At 67.1% G+C, this 18213-nt stretch carries 16 protein-coding genes; 8 read left to right on the top strand and 8 right to left on the bottom strand.

Going from position 1 to position 18213, the window contains the following annotated elements:
* Positions 1 to 8: 8 nt before the first annotated feature.
* From AAC979_RS00080 to AAC979_RS00065, 4 genes are all read right to left on the bottom strand, one after another.
* On the bottom strand, positions 9 to 1169 hold the full coding sequence (locus AAC979_RS00080; protein ID WP_371344753.1) for a GAF domain-containing protein: 1161 nt from the start codon (positions 1167 to 1169) through the stop codon (positions 9 to 11).
* Between the two features lie 188 nt (positions 1170 to 1357).
* Positions 1358 to 2089 (bottom strand): alpha/beta fold hydrolase, encoded by a 732-nt coding sequence (locus AAC979_RS00075; protein WP_371348963.1) that lies wholly within the window; start codon positions 2087 to 2089, stop codon positions 1358 to 1360.
* Between the two features lie 492 nt (positions 2090 to 2581).
* A complete protein-coding gene (locus tag AAC979_RS00070; RefSeq protein WP_371344752.1) occupies positions 2582 to 3361 on the bottom strand; it encodes an SDR family oxidoreductase in 780 nt (259 codons plus the stop codon).
* The gene (locus tag AAC979_RS00065; protein WP_371344751.1) at positions 3361 to 3681 is read right to left on the bottom strand and encodes a nuclear transport factor 2 family protein; all 321 of its coding nucleotides are present in this window, start codon (positions 3679 to 3681) and stop codon (positions 3361 to 3363) included. Before AAC979_RS00065 ends, AAC979_RS00070 begins: the two co-directional genes overlap by 1 nt.
* Positions 3682 to 3782: 101 nt before the next feature.
* On the opposite strand from AAC979_RS00065, the gene AAC979_RS00060 reads away from it, so the two are divergent.
* Positions 3783 to 4688: a LysR family transcriptional regulator gene (locus AAC979_RS00060; RefSeq protein ID WP_371344750.1), complete on the top strand. Its 906-nt coding sequence runs from the start codon at positions 3783 to 3785 to the stop codon at positions 4686 to 4688.
* A gap of 285 nt (positions 4689 to 4973) precedes the next feature.
* Here AAC979_RS00060 and AAC979_RS00055 read toward each other — a convergent pair whose 3' ends face one another.
* Positions 4974 to 5720 (bottom strand): hypothetical protein, encoded by a 747-nt coding sequence (locus AAC979_RS00055; protein ID WP_371344749.1) that lies wholly within the window; start codon positions 5718 to 5720, stop codon positions 4974 to 4976.
* Positions 5721 to 6355: 635 nt separating this feature from the next.
* On the opposite strand from AAC979_RS00055, the gene AAC979_RS00050 reads away from it, so the two are divergent.
* Positions 6356 to 8587, top strand: coding sequence for a TonB-dependent hemoglobin/transferrin/lactoferrin family receptor (locus AAC979_RS00050; RefSeq protein ID WP_371344748.1), 2232 nt, complete (start codon positions 6356 to 6358; stop codon positions 8585 to 8587).
* A gap of 38 nt (positions 8588 to 8625) precedes the next feature.
* Positions 8626 to 9210, top strand: a complete 585-nt coding sequence (locus tag AAC979_RS00045) for a biliverdin-producing heme oxygenase (RefSeq protein ID WP_371344747.1) — start codon at positions 8626 to 8628, stop codon at positions 9208 to 9210.
* Between the two features lie 68 nt (positions 9211 to 9278).
* Here AAC979_RS00045 and AAC979_RS00040 read toward each other — a convergent pair whose 3' ends face one another.
* From AAC979_RS00040 to AAC979_RS00030, 3 genes are read right to left on the bottom strand one after another with little or no spacing between them, the layout of a single operon-like run.
* Entirely contained in the window at positions 9279 to 10043 is a 765-nt protein-coding gene (locus AAC979_RS00040; protein WP_371344746.1) for a heme ABC transporter ATP-binding protein, read from the bottom strand.
* Between the two features lie 4 nt (positions 10044 to 10047).
* Positions 10048 to 11130 carry a FecCD family ABC transporter permease gene (locus AAC979_RS00035; protein ID WP_371344745.1) on the bottom strand — a complete coding sequence of 361 codons (1083 nt, stop codon included), beginning with the start codon at positions 11128 to 11130 and terminating at the stop codon, positions 10048 to 10050.
* Positions 11131 to 11132: 2 nt separating this feature from the next.
* Complete coding sequence (locus AAC979_RS00030; RefSeq protein ID WP_371344744.1) at positions 11133 to 12083, bottom strand: hemin ABC transporter substrate-binding protein; 951 nt, start codon at positions 12081 to 12083, stop codon at positions 11133 to 11135.
* Between the two features lie 460 nt (positions 12084 to 12543).
* Here AAC979_RS00030 and AAC979_RS00025 point away from each other — a divergent pair, with 460 nt between their 5' ends.
* The 5 genes from AAC979_RS00025 to AAC979_RS00005 form a co-directional block, all read left to right on the top strand.
* Positions 12544 to 14766: a GumC family protein gene (locus tag AAC979_RS00025; protein WP_371344743.1), complete on the top strand. Its 2223-nt coding sequence runs from the start codon at positions 12544 to 12546 to the stop codon at positions 14764 to 14766.
* The gene (locus tag AAC979_RS00020) at positions 14756 to 15412 is read left to right on the top strand and encodes a hypothetical protein (RefSeq protein ID WP_371344742.1); all 657 of its coding nucleotides are present in this window, start codon (positions 14756 to 14758) and stop codon (positions 15410 to 15412) included. The genes AAC979_RS00025 and AAC979_RS00020 overlap by 11 nt, the downstream gene beginning before the upstream one ends.
* A gap of 150 nt (positions 15413 to 15562) precedes the next feature.
* Positions 15563 to 16168, top strand: a complete 606-nt coding sequence (locus tag AAC979_RS00015) for a hypothetical protein (RefSeq protein ID WP_371344741.1) — start codon at positions 15563 to 15565, stop codon at positions 16166 to 16168.
* Positions 16169 to 16181: 13 nt separating this feature from the next.
* Positions 16182 to 17468: an outer membrane beta-barrel protein gene (locus tag AAC979_RS00010; RefSeq protein WP_371344740.1), complete on the top strand. Its 1287-nt coding sequence runs from the start codon at positions 16182 to 16184 to the stop codon at positions 17466 to 17468.
* 87 nt (positions 17469 to 17555) lie between these two features.
* The coding region (locus AAC979_RS00005; protein WP_371344739.1) for a metallophosphoesterase family protein at positions 17556 to 18213 on the top strand (658 nt) is incomplete at its 3' end.

Here is an 18213-nt window from a genome sequence, read left to right as displayed (position 1 = left end):
GCGGCGCGTCAGCCGCGCGCTTCCCCGGCGGGCACGGCCGGCACGCTGTGGCCCTGGCCAGCTCCATGCCGCTGCGCCTTGCCAAGCGCATCCCGCAGCTGCCGTTCGACGGCGCGCAGCCGCACCTCGTCGGATGCCAGCGCCGCCAACGCCATCAGGGTCCGCCGCTCGCCATCGTCCAGCTTGCGCGGCTTTCGGTCGATGATGCACAGCGACCCCACGGTGAAGCCCTCGCTGTCATGGACGGGGGCGCCGGCGTAGAAGCGGAAGCCGAGATCACCCGCGACGGCCGGATTGGCGGCAAAGCGCGGATCGCTCGGCAGGTTCTCCACTGAGAACACCGCCTTCTGCAGGATCGTATGATTGCAGAACGCCCAGCTTCGCGGGGTTTCCGGCGTGTCGAGACCGATGCGCGACTTGAACCATTGCCGGGTGGGGGTGAGCAGGGTCAGCAGCGCGATCGGCGCGTCGAGAGTGCGGGAGGCCAGCCAGGTCAAGCGGTCGAACGCTTCCTCGGGAAGCGTGTCCAACAGTCCCGAGCGCTCGAGCGCCACCAGCCTCTGGCTCTCATTGAGCGCGATTGGAAACAGCGCGTCGGTAGGCGGGGCCGGCGTGCCCGCGTCGATCAGGGACACACGTATCGCGGCGGCCGCCTGTTCGGCGGTCTCGACACACACGACGCGGCCGGGCAAATCGGCGCTGGCGATCGTGCCTGCGGTCGCGATCGCGAGAATCCGGCTGTGACCCAGCGACGGGTTGGCGCAGAGGCTGTGCAGCAGCCTCTCCCGCTCGGCATCGGGCGGTTCGAGATCGACGATGATGGCGTGCGGCCGGACGGAGCCGATGGCAAACAGGGCCCGGTGGACATTGTCGAAGGCTTCCACCGTGCATTCGGGAATGCCGGCAAACAGGCGATCATGGTGGGCAAGCCGTTCGGACGGAGCGACAAGGATGACGGTGGCGGACGGAAGCGGCGCGCCGGGCGCGCCCGGCGCGGGCCGTTCGATCAATCCCATGACGTCCGCGCGGTAGACCCGGCGGTGCCCGCCCGGTGTCTTCCACGACGGCACGGAGCCGCCTTCGATCAGTAACTGGGCTGTGCGAACCGACACGCCGAGTATTTTGGCGGTCTCGGCCGTGGTCAGTATGTCCTTGTCGGTCTTTCCCATCGCCTTCCCCACACGCGGAGATCGGCGCCTCGCCCCGGCAAAGAGGTCGGGAGGGGCACCGATCCCGCAATATAGGGCGCGCGGCGAAAAAATGGGAGAGTTGCTGGATTTGATTGAAACGATAACAGGCGCATCTGCGCGGTCGCTGCGCCGGGGGAACGGCCCGGCAAGGCGGCCTCAGCGACCGTTCACGGCTGCTTGGAAACCGTCCGCGCCGCCTTGTCGATCGTGTCGGCGACGACCTTTGGCTGGGTCATGAAGAGCGCATGACTGGCGGAGACCGTAGTGATGTCGGCACCGATCCGCTTGGCCATGTGCAGCAGCATCGCCTGGTCGAACGCCTTGTCCTCCGTCGCGATCACCGCCCAGCTCGGCTTGGAGCGCCAGGCCGCCGTCGTCAGCTTGGTGCCGAACGCGGAGAGGTTGATCGGCACCTGCGAGTCCCGCATGAAGGCGACGTCCTGATCGCTGGCATCATGAGCGAAGCCGGCCTTGAATTTCTCGCGGTCGACGAAGGCGAAGCCGTCCTCCGCCTTGTCGAGCACGAATTCGGTGGCCGGCGCAAAGCCTTCATATTGCTGGCCGGTCGTCTCCCCCGCGTCGGGCGAGAGCGCGGAGACATAGACGAGCCCCGCCACTTTCGGATTGTCGCCGGCCTCGGTAATCACCGTGCCGCCCCAGGAATGCCCGACGAGAATGGCCGGGCCGCTCTGCCGTTCCAGCACGCGCGTGGTGGCCGCGACATCGTCGGCGAGCGAGGTCAGCGGGTTCTGGACGATGGTGACGCGATAACCGCGCTTGGTCAGCTCGTCGTAGACACCGCGCCAGCCGGAGCCGTCGGCGAACGCCCCGTGCACAAGCACGACGTTCTTGACGGCCTGGCTCTGCGGGATGGGGTCGGCCGCGCGCGCCGGGTCCATGCCGAGGACGGCGGCGGCGGCCGCAGTCGCGGCAAGGATGTTTCTTGTCTTGGTGTTCATGAGGCTTTTCCTTCTCTTGACCGATACCATTATCGGAAAGTCTGTGTGATCCGCGGCTGTGACGGCCGCGCACAACTGCAATCGCGGAAACGACTTCCGCGGTTACGTGGCCATTACTTGGTGAGGTAGATGTCGAGATCGGCCCAGCGCTGCCGCTGGGGGTGGTCAGCCGATCAATCGCGCCTCGCGTGTTTTGCGGTGTCGCATGGCGTTCTCCTTCGGCGGCTTGGTGGCGTCTGAAGGATGGACTCCGTGCCGCGCCGCTTATTCCCGTCCGGTACGGATTTTCTCCAGGCGGCACGCGGTTTATTCGGCCCGGGCCTAGAGCCTCATCCGATCAGATTGAATCAACCTGATCGCTGAATCAGTCTCTGAACGGGATAGAGGACGTTTTACCGATCTGATTGCGAGGCAATCAGATCGGAACGTGCTCTAGCAGGTGGGAACCGTGCCGCCGTCAATGAGATATTCGCTGCCGGTGATCGCCGCCGCGCGGTCCGAGGCGAGAAAGGCGACGAGGCTGGCCACTTCGTCCGGCTTGGCGGGGCGGCCGAGCGGAATGCCGCCCAGACCGTCCATGATGATCTTCTTCCCGCCCGCATAATCCGTGCCGGCCTGCTCGGCCAAACGCTGGACGAGCCGTTCGGCGGCTTCCGTCTCGATCCATCCCGGCGCGACGCGCACCACGCGGACGCCTTTCGGGGATACTTCCTTCGATAGGGCCTTGCTGTAGGTCGAGAGCGCGGCCTTCGCGGCGGCATAGGCCGTTGTCGATTCCGGGAGCGGCAAGACGTGCTGGATCGACGAGACATGGATCACGACGCCGCTTCCGCGCTCGACCATGCCCGGAACCAGCTGCCGATCCAGCCGGACGGCCGGCAGCAGGCTGAGATCGAGTTCCTGCTGCCACAGGGCATCGGTGAGCGCGGCAAAGCCGCCCCCCGGCGCCGAGGACCCGCCGAGCATATGGACGATGATGTCCACGCCGCCCAGCCGCCGGCGGGTCGCCTCGGCCACGCGCGCGCAGCCCTCCCCGGTGGTGAGGTCCGCCGCAATGAAGAGCTCCGCGGGCAACTCTTCGGGGCGCGAGCGGGCCGTCGTCAGCACCCTGGCACCGAGCGCGCGGAACAGGTCGAGCGTCGCTGCGCCGGCCCCCTTCGTTCCCGCCGTGATCAGGGCGCGCTTGCCATCGAGATTAAGGAAGTCGGTCATCAGCCGATCTCCAGCGCGACGATCTTGCCCCGCTCGATGGTGAAGGCGAAATCGAGCGTGGCCGGGCTGTTGGGGAAATCGCCTGACACCAGCGCGCAGACGGAAACCTTGTCGCCCCCTCCGGACAACTCGATCGGGGCGGTGACGTGGTGGGTCTTCTCCTTGGCCGCGACCCACCAGCGGCGGATGGCGGGCAGCCCCTCATGGACGGCGCCCTCATCCCGCACGACCGCTCCGGCGGCAAAAGCCGCCACCAGCGCATCGGGGTCGTTGCGACGCTCGGCGTCGAAATAGGCCTTCACACTCTCGGGCATATCCATCGTTCGGCTCCTGACTGGGATGTCTGGTTGTCAGGATAGGTCTCGACGTTTACCCGCATAAGTGGGACAAAGCGGTATCTGGTATGGCGATTTTCGGGACAATGAACCGCGCTGGCTTGAGCGAACTGGATGCCATCCTCGCCATCGCCCGGCGCGGCACCTTCCGCGCCGCCGCGATCGATCTCGGCATGTCGACCACCGCGCTCAGCCACGCCGTCGGCAAGCTCGAAGCGAGCCTCGGCGTCCGCCTGTTCAACCGCACCACCCGCAGCGTGGCCTTGACCGAAGCGGGCAAGCTGTTTGTGGAGCAGGTGGGGCCGCCGCTGCAGGACATTCACGGCGCGCTGGAGGCGGTGCGTTCGCAGCGCGAGACCCTGTCCGGAACGATCCGGATCAACGCCGCGCCCTTTGCCGCCCGCGCCATTCTCTCGCCGCTGGTGCTGGAATTTGTGCGTCGCTACCCCGACATGAACGTGGATCTCGTCACCGAGGGGCGCTTGATCGACGTCGTCGCCGAGGGGTTCGACCTCGGCGTGCGTGTCGCCGGGCTGGTTCCCACCGACATGATCGCCTTGCCGCTCGGGCGGCCGCAGCGTCACGCCATCGTCGGCTCGGCCGATTATTTCGCCCGGCATGAGAGGCCGCGCGTTCCGCCTGACCTGTTCAACCACCGCTGCATCCGTGTGAGGCTGCCGGACGGTTCACTGTTCCGCTGGCGGGTCGAGAAGGATGGGGAGGCCGTCCAGATCGACGTGCAGGGTCCCCTCATCCTCGACGAAGCCAGCCTTGCCCGAACCGCTGTGCTGGAGAATATCGGCATTGGCTACTTCATGGAGCAGAGCGTTCTTGCCGATATCGAGGCGGGCCATCTGATCCGGGTATTGGAAGATTGGACTCCCCCCTATCCCGGACTTTGTCTGTATTACCCCGGCCGCCGGAATCTATCGGCGGGCGTCAAGGCGTTCCTCACAATGGCGCGGGAGATGGCGGGCCGTCAGGGCATCTGATCTGCCACTTGAAGATGTCGGCATGCGTCCTTCGGCTTCGAGCCAGCTCTGCACCCAGAGAGCCGCAGCGAAAACCTAGTTCTCACTTTCATCCACGTCAGTGCGCCATTTTCCAGCGCAGCGTCAGCCACATCTCGCTGTATCTCCGGCTTGCCAGGCGGGGAAACCGGCGCGGCGGCCGGCGCCAGTCGTTGCCGCAATAGCGCAGAGCGGTCTTGCGATAGAAATGGCGTACCATCGGAGAGCTAGAGCCGTTCCGCTGGATATGAATTCCCCGGAACGGCTCTAGGACCGGCTTGCCAGCGAAATCGGCGCCTCCGGCAGGGCCGGCGACGTTTGTTCCGGCTCAGCGAACACCCAGGCCTTCTTTGCCGCCAGATCCTGCGTCTGGCCATCGGAGAGCGCCTTTATATAGGGCTCGGGCGTCAGGAACTTGGTTCCCTGCACCTTGCGCAGCGGGGTTCCCTCCTCCAGCAGCCGCTTGCGGATGGTCAAGGCCCGCGTGACATCCTCGAAGATGTAGAGCACGATCGCCGCCGCATTGTGCTGGTGCGGGTGCCCGGCGGTCAGCGCGACGCGCAGCGTGTTGCAGAACACGAAGACCGGCACCTGATCCTCCTGCAGGATGGAATCATACAGGGCGACCGTGACCTCCGGCCGCACGAGTTCGCTCTCCAACGTGTGAACCTTGAGCGGCCGGCTCGTGTCGCTCTCCGGCATGTCCTTCAGTTCGAGCCAGTTCGCATAAAGATTGCGCAAGGTGGCGAGATAGCCGGTGATCCGGCGCACAGCATCGTCGCGCGTGCTGGCGGAATGGCTGTAGAGCACGCCGATATAGGTGAGCGCGCCGGCGGTGACGGTGGCGAGGGCGGCGAGGATCGCCCCGGTGAAGCCGAGCCAGTTCGAGATGTTGGCGTCATTGATCCCGACCAGCAGCCGATCCCAGAAACTGGCGGCGAGCGCAAAGCCGATGCAGATGCCGAGCAGCACATTGGCAAGGGCGATAATCACGATCCGCACGCTGTCCTTCATCGCTCATCCTCTCCGCGCCCGCCGCGCTGCCGAGATCACGGCCCTCTGCGCTTCCCCTTGCTGTTACCACGAGCCGAGGGACGGCCGGCAGTAGGCGCCGGCGCGGCGCACCTGCGAGCGCGCGCCGCGCGAAGGCTGAGCGCCGTATCACCGTGCCCACCTACAAAGGGCGCCACCGATTCGCCGGCGGCACGCCGCCCCCGGCCTCGCCGTGTCCAGCGCCTCGGCTCGGCGCGTGTGGGTGAGGCTCACGGCGGGCGCGCCAGGGCGGCGCGCTCCGCCGTCCGCTGCGTTGGGGTCCGCGCAAGCCTGCGGTCCCGGCCCGCGGACCCTTGCACGCGCGGCATTCCGAGCACCATCGTCGCACTACACTCGAATTAATATAATTCAATACGATGTCTCAGCTTGGAACGGAGGCAATCTGGCCATATTCTGGAATATCTATAATCCTTCAATCAGTTTTTAAGTTATAAAAATCAAATGAATACGTGATTTGACTCAATGATTTACTTACCTTAACCGTCCAGCCTCGAAATTAACTCTGCGTTCGGCGGCGCCGGACAGGGATGCGGACTCCCGGCGTCCGCTGGGGAAGTCGTGTCGTCCGGCGGACGCGCGATTGGGGATGGATAGAGATGCGCAAGACGAATCGGGGGCCCCGCCCCCTCTCGGCAATGGCACGGACGGCAGGCTGGAGTGTTTCCTGGCTCGCTTTGCTGGCGGCCGCACCGGCCGTGGCGCAGCAGGCGAGCGCGCAGGCCCCGGCCTCCACCGCCGCCGTGGTCGAGACGGAGGAATTCGTCGAGCTCGATCCCATCACCGTCGTCGCCACCCGCACCGCCGAGAGCTGGATCGACACGCTGGCCGGTGTCACCGTGCGGCGCTCCGAGCAGCTTGAAGCGCTGATGCCGGAGCGCACGGCGGATCTGTTCCAGGGCATGCCCGGTACCACCGCGATTCAGAACGCCAATACCAGCCAGACCCAGATCAATATTCGCGGCCTGCAGGATTTCGGCCGCGTGGCGGTGATCGTCGACGGGGCGCGGCAGAACTTCAACCAGCTCGGCCATGCCGGCGCCGGCGGCTTCTTTGTCGAGCCCGGCCTGATCGCCGATGTCGACGTCGTGCGCGGGCCGGTGTCGAACATCTACGGTTCCGGCGCCATTGGCGGCGTCGTCACCATGCGCACCAAGGACGCCGAGGACATCATCGCGCCGGGCAAGAGCTGGGGCGTCGAGGCCACCGGCGAGGCCGCCGGCAATGGCTTCATGGGCTATGGCTCGGTGCTCGGCGCGGCCAAGGTCGGCCAGAATGTCGACCTGTTCGTCGGCGGCACCTATCGCGACGCCGACAATTACCATGACGGCAATGGCGACGTGGTGCCCGACAGCGGCTACGAGACCTGGACCGGCATCGCCAAGGCGACCTTCCGCCCGGCCGATTTCCACGAGATCAAGCTCTCCGCGCTGAACTACGACACGCAGTTCACCACCAGCGCAGACGCCAATGCGGCCACGTCCTACTCGACGCAGGCGACCAACCGCACAGTAACGGCCGCCTGGAACTACCAGAATCCGGAAGACAACCTGTTCGACTGGCGCAGCTCGGTCTATTGGAACCAGGTCGACCAGGATCAGGTGAAGGTTTCCGGCTCCTCCAACCCGATCACCGGCGCGGTGGGCGATCCGCGCAGCTTCGTCATCGACACGGTGGGCTTCGACGCCAACAATACCAGCCGCTTCTCGGCCGCCGGCTGGAACAACGCCATCACCTTCGGCGGCGACTATTTCCAGGACCAGATCGACAACACCGACGATTACGGCTTCGGCGAGGGCTACAATCCCTCGGGCGATCGCGGGGTCGGCGGCGCCTTCGTGCAGTGGAAGGGCAATTATTCCACCTGGCTGGAGGCCATCGCCGCGCTGCGCTACGACGCCTATTCGCTCAATTCCGACGATGGCGGCACCAGCGGCGAGCGCCTCTCGCCGAAATTCACCCTCGGCGTCACACCGTGGTCGTGGCTGACCCTCTACGGCACCTATGCCGAGGGCTACCGCGCCCCGACCGTCACCGAAGCGCTGGTCTCCGGCCCGCATCCGCTGCCGTTCAACACCGGCGGCACGATGTTCTACTTCCTGCCCAACCCCGGCCTGCAGGCGGAAATCGGCAAGAACAAGGAAGTCGGCATCAACATCAAGAAGGACGACCTGTTCATCACCGGCGACAGGCTGCGCGCCAAGCTTAACTACTATCAGAACGATGTGGAGAACTATATCGAGCTGGTCGAGTTCGGCGACTCGACCGGAACGATCTGCCCCATTCCCGGCCAGCCCAACACCTGCTTCCCCTATAATTGGGGGGTGCCGGGCTATGCGCAGTATCAGAACGTTCAGGAAGCGCGGCTGAAGGGCTTCGAATTCGAGGCCACCTATGATGCGCGCAAATGGTTCCTCGGTCTCGCCGGCCAGATTTCGGAAGGCGAGGTGACATCCGGCATCTATGCCGGCCAGCCGCTGTCGAGCGTGCAGCCGGACCAGGTGACGACGACGCTGGGCTTCCGCTTCCTGGACGAAAAGCTCACCGTCGCCGTGCGCTGGACCGCCGTGGCCGCGGTCACCGCCTCCGATCTGCCGGCCAATTCGGTGTTCGAGCCGACCGACAGCTTCAACCTTGTCAGCGTCTATGCCGGCTATCAGCCCAACGAGAACATGCTGTGGCGGCTCTCGGTGGAGAACCTGCTCGACGAGCAGTACACCCAGTATGAGAACTTCCTGCCGAGCGCCGGCCTGACAGTGAAGGGAGCCCTGACGGTGCGGTTTGGCGGCGGCGAGGTCGCTTCCGTCGCCGACCCGCTCTATGTGAAGTGAAACGGTCCCGCCGCCGGGCGGGACGAGAGGAGCAGAGAATGTCCATTGCCACCGAAGTGGAGGCGCCCAGCCGCGCCAAGCGGCTCAAGGCCGTGTCCAATGCCGCGCATGAGCGGGTGGATAACGGCGTGATGCAGGCGGCTCCCTTCGCCAGCGCCGAGAACTATGCCCGCTTCCTGAAGTTCCAGTACCACCTGCACCGCCGGGTGGAGACGCTCTATGCCGACAGCGCCCTGCAGGAGCTGCTGCCGGACCTCGCCGAGCGCTCCCGCCTCGACGCGCTGGAACAGGACTTCGCCGATCTCGGCATGACCCCGCCCGAGGCGGACCTCGGCCCGGCGCTCGGCCTCGCCGAAGCGCTCGGCTGGCTCTATGTGGTGGAAGGCTCCAATATGGGCGCCGCCATCCTCGCCAAGGAAGCGGCGAAGCTCGGCTTCACCGCCGAGCACGGCGCGCGCCATCTCGCCGGCCACCCGGAAGGGCGGGCGCTGCACTGGCGCCGCTTCACCGCCGCGCTGAACGAGGTGGAACTGACGCCCGAGGAAGAAGCGCGGATCGAGGCCGCCGCCACCGACGCCTTCCTGCATGTGGAGACGCTGGTCGGGCGCGAACTCGCCGCCTGACCATCACTGGCACCGCCGCATCCCAGCCCCGCCCGGTCCCCGGGCGGGGTTTTTTGATGCGCGCCAATTCATGCCCGAGAGGCGGCCTGGGGCAGCAGGAAGGGTGTCGGCGGCGCCCAGCCGATGCGCACATCCACGCCATAGAGGTCGGCGATGCACGCCTGCGTCAGCACCTGCTCCGGCGTGCCGCGCGCGGCGACGCGGCCCCGCTTGAGCGCGACGATCTCGTCCGCCACCATGGCGGCGAGGTTGAGATCGTGCAGCACGGCGAGAACGCCGGCGCCCTCGGCCGCGAGATCGCGCATCAGCCGCAGCACCAGCAATTGCTGGCCCAGATCGAGGCTGGCGGTCGGCTCGTCGAGCAGCAGATAGCCCGCGCCTTGGGCATTCTCCAACTGCACCAGCGCCCGCGCCAACTGCACACGCTGCTTCTCCCCACCGGAGAGCAGCTCGTAATTCTGCCCGGCGAGAGAGGCGAGTTCGACCCGCGCCAGCGCCCGGCCGATGCGGGCCGGCAGGTCCCGCCCGCGGGCAGCCCCGATGCCGACCACTTCCGCCACCGTGAAGGGAAAGGCGACATGGACGCTCTGCGGCAGCACCGCCCGCAACTGCGCCAGCCGCGCCGGCTTCAGCCTGAGAAGATCGGCGCCGTCCAGCGTCACCCGGCCCTGCTGCGGCGCCCGCTCACCCGCCATCAGCTTGAAGACGGTGGATTTGCCCGCCCCGTTCGGCCCGATCAGCACCGTCACCCCGCCCGGGCGAATGTCGAGCGAGACGCCGTCGAGCAGGCGCCGGCCGCCGGCGGAGAATACGAGCCCCTGCGCCCTGTACATCGCCTCACCCCATCAGCGCGGCGCGGCGGCGCAGCAGCAGCCAGAGGAAGAACGGCGCGCCGACGCCGGCAGTGACGATGCCGAGCGGAAGTTCCGCCGGGCTGACGACGGTGCGCGCCACCACATCCGCCCCCAGCAGCAGCGCTCCGCCGAGAAGGGCGGCGCAGGGCAGCAGCAGCCGATGGCTGGGCCCGACGACCAGACGGATGAGATGGGGAACCACGAGGCCGACAAAGCCGATCACCCCCGCCACCGCCACCGAGGCCCCGGCCCCGGCGGCGATGCCGAGAATCGCCAGCCATTTCGCCCGCTGCACGTCGATGCCGACATGGAACGCCTCCGCCTCGCCCAGCGCCAGCGCGTCGAGCGCGCGGGCGAGCCGGGTGCAGATCAGCGCCAGCAGCGCCATGAAAGGCAGCGCCGCCACCACTTTCGGCCAGGTGGCGCCGCTGAGCGAACCAAAGGACCAGAAGGTGAAATCGCGCAATTGCTGGTCGGACGCGGCGAAGACCAGCAGGCCGGTGCCGGCGGCGGCCAGCGCCGCAATGGCGATGCCGGCGAACAGCATGGTGACGACGGAAGTCCGCCCCTCGCGGGTGGAGATGGCGTAGAGCGTCACCGTGCCGATCAGCGCACCGCCGAACGCCATCAGCGGCAGTCCCACATCGGCGAGGGCGGGCGGCAGATAAAGCGCGAGGTGGCTGCCGGCGACGATCCACGCCGCGGCCGCCAGCGCCGCGCCGTTGGAGATGCCGATCAGGCCGGGATCGGCGAGCGGGTTGCGGAAAATCCCCTGCGTCACCGCCCCCGCCAGCGCGATGCCGCCGCCGACCAGCAGGCCGAGCAAGGTGCGCGGCAGGCGCACATCGAGCACGATCACCGCCTCGCGCAGCGCTGCCCCGCTCGCCCGCTCGCCGGCCAGCGCGGCGACGAGAATGTCGATGATCCGGCCGGGGGCGATCGTCACCGGGCCGATGGCCAGCGAGGCGAGACAGGCGAGCACCACCAGCGAGGCGCAAAGCGCGAGCGCCAGGCTCGCCCGCCGCGACCGGGGGGCCCGCACCGGCGCGAGGGACGCGACGGCCATGCTCACGGCGTGGCGGGCGGGCGCGGCGTGGCGGCCGCGTTGGCGGCATGCGCCGGCAGCGGCGGCAGGGCCAGCTCGGGATAGAGCAGCGCGGCGAGATCGCGTGCCGCCTGCGGCGTGCGCGGCCCGAAGCTCAGGAGATAGCCGCCATCCATGCGGTAGAGACGGCCGGCCTGGATCGCCGAGGTGCCGGCGAAGGCGGGCATCGCCCTCACCGCCTCGTCGGAGACGGAATGGTTCTGGTCCTTCATCAGCACGATGGCATAGGGGTCGGCCCCCAGCACCGCCTCGCCCACCGCCGGCTTGTAGCCCTTGAGGCCGGCCATGGCGTTGGTGACGCCGGCGAGGTCGAACATCGCCTGCGCGCCGGTGCCGGCCCCGCCGACGACGGGGGCCGCGCCGGAGGCCGAGAGGACGAAGACGGCGCTGCGCGGCGCGGTGATACGGGCGCGGAGCGCGCTCAGGGCGGCGAAATCCGCCGCCACCTCACGCGCCAGCACCTCCCCACGCTCGGGCACTCCCGCCAGTTCCGCGATGCGCCGGATGGAGGCCAGCACCCCCGCTTCGTCCCGCGCCTCGGGCAGCGTCTCGAAGGGGATGGCGGCGCTCTTGAGCACCTTCACCGCATCCGGCGGGCCGGCGCCGTCGAGCGCGATGATGAGGTCCGGCCCGACGGACAGCACGCCTTCGGGCGACAGCGCCCGCAGATAGCCGACATTCGGCTTCTCCGCGAGCGCGCGCGGCGGATAGGTGCTCGACGTGTCGACGGCGACCACCCGATCCTCAAGCCCCAGCGCGTAAAGCGTCTCGGTGACGGCCCCGCCAATCGCCAGGATGCGCTGCGGCGACGGCGCAGACGCAGCATGGGCAGGGCGCACCGCCCCGACATGCGCCGCGACAAGCAGCAGGAGCGCGACCAGGGCCGCCGGAATCGACACATGCCGAACCATCATCCGTCTCTCTTCTGTTCGATCGGGGCGACAATAGGCAGGTGACAGACGCAATTCCACAGCAACGCAGCTCAATTGCAAATATAATATCAGATTATAACTGTACTAAATTTAACATCGACAGATGAGCCGGCGGCGGGAAGCGAGCCTCGCCGCCTCGCCCGGGCCGCCGGCAAACGGCGCGATCAACAGCGCGCTCGCCTGATGTCGCGGCGCGATGAGGATCGGACGCGCCTCTGCCCAGCGCCAGCCCCTCGGTTTGACCGACCCGATGGAGCAGCGCCCTAACTCCAACTGATCGAACGCCTTATTCCCCATCTTGCAGGGTCAGGCGGATCGGCATGCTCTAGGCATCCGCCCCCGGTTTCATATACTGGTTGCACAATGGGAGCATCGGGACGCGGGGCCGGTCAGGACGGCGCCGCGCGGTTCTGCATTTTCGGCGGTCGCGGGATGAGGCTTCATGCACGGACAGATTACCCGAGCGCCGGCGGCGGAGGACGATGATCGCATCGACCTGCATCAGATCGTCGACTTCCTCCTCCGTCGCCGCCTGCTGATCGGTTTCGTCGCCCTGCTGACCATGGCGCTGACGCTCGGCAGCGCTTTCCTTCTGACCCCGCGCTACACCAGCACCGCCGAAATCCTGCTCGATCCCTCCTCGCGCGCCGTGCTCGGCAACCAGCTCAGCGGTGTGGATGCCGCCTCGCTGGCCGCGAGCTCGAACATCGAGAACCAGATCTCCATCATCGAATCGCTCAACCTGCTGCGGCGGGTGGTGGAGAAGGAGAATCTGGTCGCCGATCCGGAATTCGGCAGCAATGCGCCGAGGCGTTCCTGGAGGACGCTGCTCTCGGGCCTGTTCGGCGGGAGCGGGGAGTCGGCGGAGCAGGAACAGCCGCCCGAGCCCGGCGCCGCCGCCATTCCCGACGATATCCGCGCGTCCATCTACCGGCTGCGCGGCGCGCTGCTGGTGGAGCGCGTGGGCCGCTCCTACATCCTTCAGGTGTCCGTCACCTCGACCGATCCCGGCCGCGCGGCACGGCTGGCCAATGCCGTCGCCGACGCCTTCATCGTCGATCAGTTGGAAACCCGCTTCGATGCCGCCCGCCGCGCCTCTGACTGGCTGAACGACCGGCTGCAGCGACTGCGCGAGGCGCTGCGACACTCGGAAGAGGCGGTGTCGCAGTTTCGCACCGAGCACAATCTCATTTCGGTCGGCGCCCGATCGCTCAATGAGCAGCAGCTCTCCGAAATCAGCGCCGAACTCGTTCAGGTGGAGACCGAGGCGGCGGAGAAGCAGGCCAAATACGAACAGGCCAAGAAAATCCTCGACGAAGGCGGCAATCTCGCCACCCTTCCCGATGTGATCCGCTCCGGCGTGGTGACGAATCTGCGCAGCCGGCTCGCCGAGGTGAGCGGGCGCGAGGCCGACCTCGTCACCCGCTATGGCGAGCGCCACCCCATGGTGGTCAATGTCCGCGCCGAGAGGCGGGAAATCGAGCGGCAGATTTCGGCCGAGATCAACCGTATCGTCGCCAATCTCGAAAACGATTACGACGTGGCCCGCACCCGGGCGACGGCCATGGCGGCCAATGTCGCCGCCGCCTCCGGCCAGAACACCAGCGACAACGCCCTCGCGGTGAAGCTGCGCGAGCTGGAGCGCGACGCGGCCGCCAACCGCACGCTCTACGAGACCTTCCTCAACCAGTCCAAGGTCACGTCCGAGCAATCGGAAATGGACATTCGCGACGCGCGGATCATCACGCCAGCGCTGCCCTCGGGAAGCCCTTCCTTCCCGAAGAAAACGCTGTTCCTCGCCGCCGGCACGGCGCTGGGGCTGGTGCTCGGCATCGGCCTGGCCGCGCTGCTCGATCTGTTCAATGCCGGCTTCAGCAGCCCGCGCCAACTGGAGGAGGCCACCGGCCTGCCGGTGCTCAGCTCGGTCGAATGGGTCAACTTCGCCGAGGCCGAGAAGGCCGCGGCCGCGATCCCCGTGCTCGACTTTCTCGCGGCCAAGCCGCTTTCGCGTTTCAGCGAATCCATCCGCAGCCTGCGGGCCGGGATACAGATGTCGGATGTGGACAGCCCGCCCCGCGTCGTCGAGGTGACCTCCGCCTCTCCGTCGGAAGGCAAAACCTCGATCGCGCTCGCCATTGCCGCTTCCGCCGCCAGCTCCGGCAAGCGGGTGGTGCTGATTGACTGCGACCTGCGTCGCCCCTCCATCACCGAGCAATTCGGCCTGCGCAACCAGCCGGGCCTGGTGGAATGGCTGGCGCAAACCGTCGCTTCGGAAGGCTTGCTGCACCGCCATGCTCCCTCCGGCATCTATGTGCTGGGCGCCGGCGGCACGTCGCAGAACCCGCCGGACCTTTTGGGCTCGGCGCGCATGCAGCACCTGGTCGAGCAGTTGCGGCAGAGTTTCGACCTGGTGGTGATGGATGCCCCGCCCATCGGTCCGGTGGTGGACGCCGCCATTCTGGCGCCTGTGGCGGACAAGGTGCTGTTCGTCGTCCGCTGGAACAGCACGGCGCGGGAATTCGTGCGGCACGCGATCGAGCGTATCCCGGGCGAGCGGAAGATCTGCGGCGTTGCGCTCAACATGATCGACCTGCGCGGCGCGCCTAAATATGGCCGCTACTCCTATCACTCCTCGGCCTATTACAAGAAATACTATGTCGGCTGAAGCGACGCGGCACCAGGGCGGGGGCCGCGCGCGGCAGGCGGCGTTCTCGCTGGTGCTGATCGCTCTCGCGGGCGGGGTCATGCTCAAGGGTCTCGCCTTTGCCCGGCTCGGCGCCATCGAATGGAACATGGAGCGCGACGCCGCCGCGGCGGCGCTCGGCGCTCCCGCCGGGGCCACGGCTCCTGCGCGCGCGGGGCTGACGCCCTGGCTGGACGAATGGGGCCTGCGCGACAGGGCAAGGCTGCTTTATTTCAGCCTCGGGCGCAGCCTCAGCCCTGCCCCGCCGGACGGACTTCAGGAACTCACCGCCGTGCTGGCGGTCGATCCGGTGCGCTCCGCCTCATGGATGGACCTGGCGGAGCTGACATGGCCGGACCTCGCCCTGCGCCCGACCGCGATGGCGGCGTGGGAGCTTTCCCGCCTCACCGGACCCTATGAATATAGCGACATGCTGCGCCGAACCCGGTTTCTGGCGCGGCGCTGGATTTTCGCACCCGCCGACCGTCAGAGGGATTTCCTCTACGAGGTGGCTGTGCTTCAGCGCCATCCGGACCCGTTCCAGCCCTTCTGGCAGCAATTGCTCGGCACGCTCCCCGCGCCCCAGCGCCGGCTGATAACGGAGGCCCTGCAAGAGAGCCCACCTTGATACCTTCGCTGCGGTGCGGCTGCGGATGACGGTAGGGAACTCCTTTGCTTGCCTATAAAATAAATTGGAAGACCCCCATTTCGCCCGCGCGCCGGTGGCAGTGCAGCACGCCTTCTGGTAGCATCGCCATGGGCTTCGGGATCGACGGATATGATCGGCAATTCGGCGCGCGTTCTTGTGGTGATCGCGGCACTGGCGGGTTGTTTGCCGGCAGTGGGCCTCGTCACGGCCACAGACGCCCGCGCCGCGCTATCCGCCGGGGAGCAGGCGGCGCTAACCGTAGTTGTGGAAGCGGAAGCGACAGGCAGCCCGGCCGAGCAAGTCGCCGCCATCATGAATTCCTCGCTGAGTGGCCCGCAAAAGGCGCTGGCGCTGCAGTGGCTGACAGAGGGTGCGGCGTCCGACGCGCAGGTGGCCGCCATCGCGGCGGCGATCATTGCCGCCGCCGTCGAGGCCGGCGCTGCCGGCAATGCGGGCGTCGTCGCCGTGCTCGGCACCGGGCTTGGCCAGGCCTATGCCGCGCTGAAGGGCGACGGGCGCAGCTCGGCCGCCAGCACTGTCCAGGCCACGGTGGAGAGCGCGACCGCGCAGCCGACCGCGCAGGGCGGCCTTTCAAGCCAGATGGCGACGGTACTGACGGCCTCCTTCGAGGCGGCCGCTGCCGGAACCCCGCGCAGCGCGGCCGGTGCGTCCGGAACCGACGCGCCGACGCCCGGGCAGACCGACACCCCGCAAGAGCCGCCGAGCCCATCATGAGGACAGCGCGCTCATGATGAGGTTCCCTCACACTGGACTGGTGCTCGGCATGATGACGCTGTTCGCGTCGCATGCGGTACGCGCGGACGATGTCGCGCCAAGCTACCGTCCGGCGGTGGAAGTCGACCCGGCACGGGCGGCGGTTCTCGACCGGCAGCCGGTCAATTATCTCCCGCTCGGCGTGCCGATCGGCTCCTTCGTGCTGTTTCCGACGCTGAAGCTGGAAACCGGCTACGACACCAACATCACAGCCGCCAACAGTAACGAGAAGGAAAGCTGGCTCTTCACCGTCCGCCCCGCTTTCGACCTGCAATCGGACTGGACCCGCCACTTCCTCGCCGTCGACGGCTATTTCGAGAGTACGAGCTACGCGCGCTACAGCAATGCGGACTATGAGAACTACGCCGCCGGCGCGCGCGGCCGCATTGATGTCACCAGCGATTTCACCATTGGCGGCTATGCGCGCTACGCCCATCTCAACGAATTGCCGGGCGACGACGAGACCAATGTGAACAATCTCGGCGACCCGCTGCCCTACGAGCAGGTGACGGCGGGCGCCAGCTTCGACAAGCAGTTCAACCGCCTGTGGACCACCGGCGGTTTCGACTTCCGCTACCGCGACTATGACGACTGGCTGAATGGCGCGCCGTCCGACCAGTCCTACCGCGACGGCAGCGACTACAAGTTTGCCGGGCGTGTCGGCTATGAGCTGAGCCCGCTCACCAGCGTGTTCGTCGGCGGATCCTATCACTGGTTCGACATGCAGGATTCCGACTACAACGCCTATGAGTACAAGGTCATCACCGGCCTCAAGATCGAGCCCTCGCGGCTGACGCGCGGCGAGGCGTTCATCGGCTATTACGACTGGACCTCGGACAGTGGCTATCTCTCCGGCAGTTCCGGCCTGACCTTCGGCGCAAACCTGCAATGGTTCCTGTCACCGCTGCTGACCGCGACCTTCACCGCCGGCCAGCAGGTGATCACCTCGAATTATGAATTTGCCGGCTTCACCGGCTCGGCGGTGGTGAGCTCCACCGCCAGCGTGCGGCTTGACTATGAGTTCCGCCGCAACATCGTCATTTCCGGCTGGATCGACTATCTCAACCAGGACTATGACGAGTTTCCGCGCGTCGACAACCAATATGAAATCGGCGCGGAACTGCGCTATTCGATCAACCGCTTCGCCACAGCCAAGATCAATTACTCCTATACGGACTTCGACACCAATTTCAACAACATCAACGGCGCCGAGAATTACATCCGCAACCTTGTTCTCGCGGGCGTCACGTTCGCTTACTGACGCCGCCCGACCGCGGCCGGCGCGACGCTTGTGTGGCTGCCCGGTGCTGTTACGGTGTCGCGCGCCGGCCGGCCTCCCGACGGCCTCATGAGTTCAAAGCTCGGCATGCTCTTCTCCCGCTTCCGCGCGGCCTCACCCCGGCGCAGCTCGGCTCTTGTCCCCGAGGGTGCGCGCGTCTACGCCATCGGCGACATTCACGGGCGGCGCGATCTGCTCACCGCCCTGCTCGCCGCCATCGACGCCGACCGGGCCGGCCATGCAGGCGCATGCCATCTGGTTTTCCTCGGCGACTATATCGACCGTGGCGAGGACAGCGCCGGCGTGGTCGCGCATCTCGCCGACCGCCACGCCGCTGCCGCTGCCGCTGCCGCTGCCGCTGCCGAGGATTCCTGTACGTGCCTTATGGGCAACCATGAAGCGACCTTTCTCGCCGCCCTCGCCGGGGACGCCGCCTGGGAGCCTTGGCTGCGGATGGGCGGGGCGGAAACGCTGTTTTCCTATGGCGTCTCGGCCCGCGACTTCACCGGGCCCGATGCCGATACGCGGCTGCGCGAAGCGACCCTTGCAGCGCTTCCCCCGGCACATCTCGCCTTTCTGCGCCAGCTTCCGGCCAGCACGACGATCGGCGATTATTTCTTCTGCCACGCCGGAATCCGGCCCGGCATCGCCCTCGACCGGCAGACACCCGACGATCTGATCTGGATCCGCGAGCCTTTCCTCCAGTCGACGCGCGAGCACGGCAAGC

The sequence above is a fragment of the Ancylobacter sp. IITR112 genome, assembly GCF_041415945.1.
Classification (GTDB): domain Bacteria; phylum Pseudomonadota; class Alphaproteobacteria; order Rhizobiales; family Xanthobacteraceae; genus Ancylobacter.
This window is presented reverse-complemented; position numbering and strand designations above follow the sequence as displayed.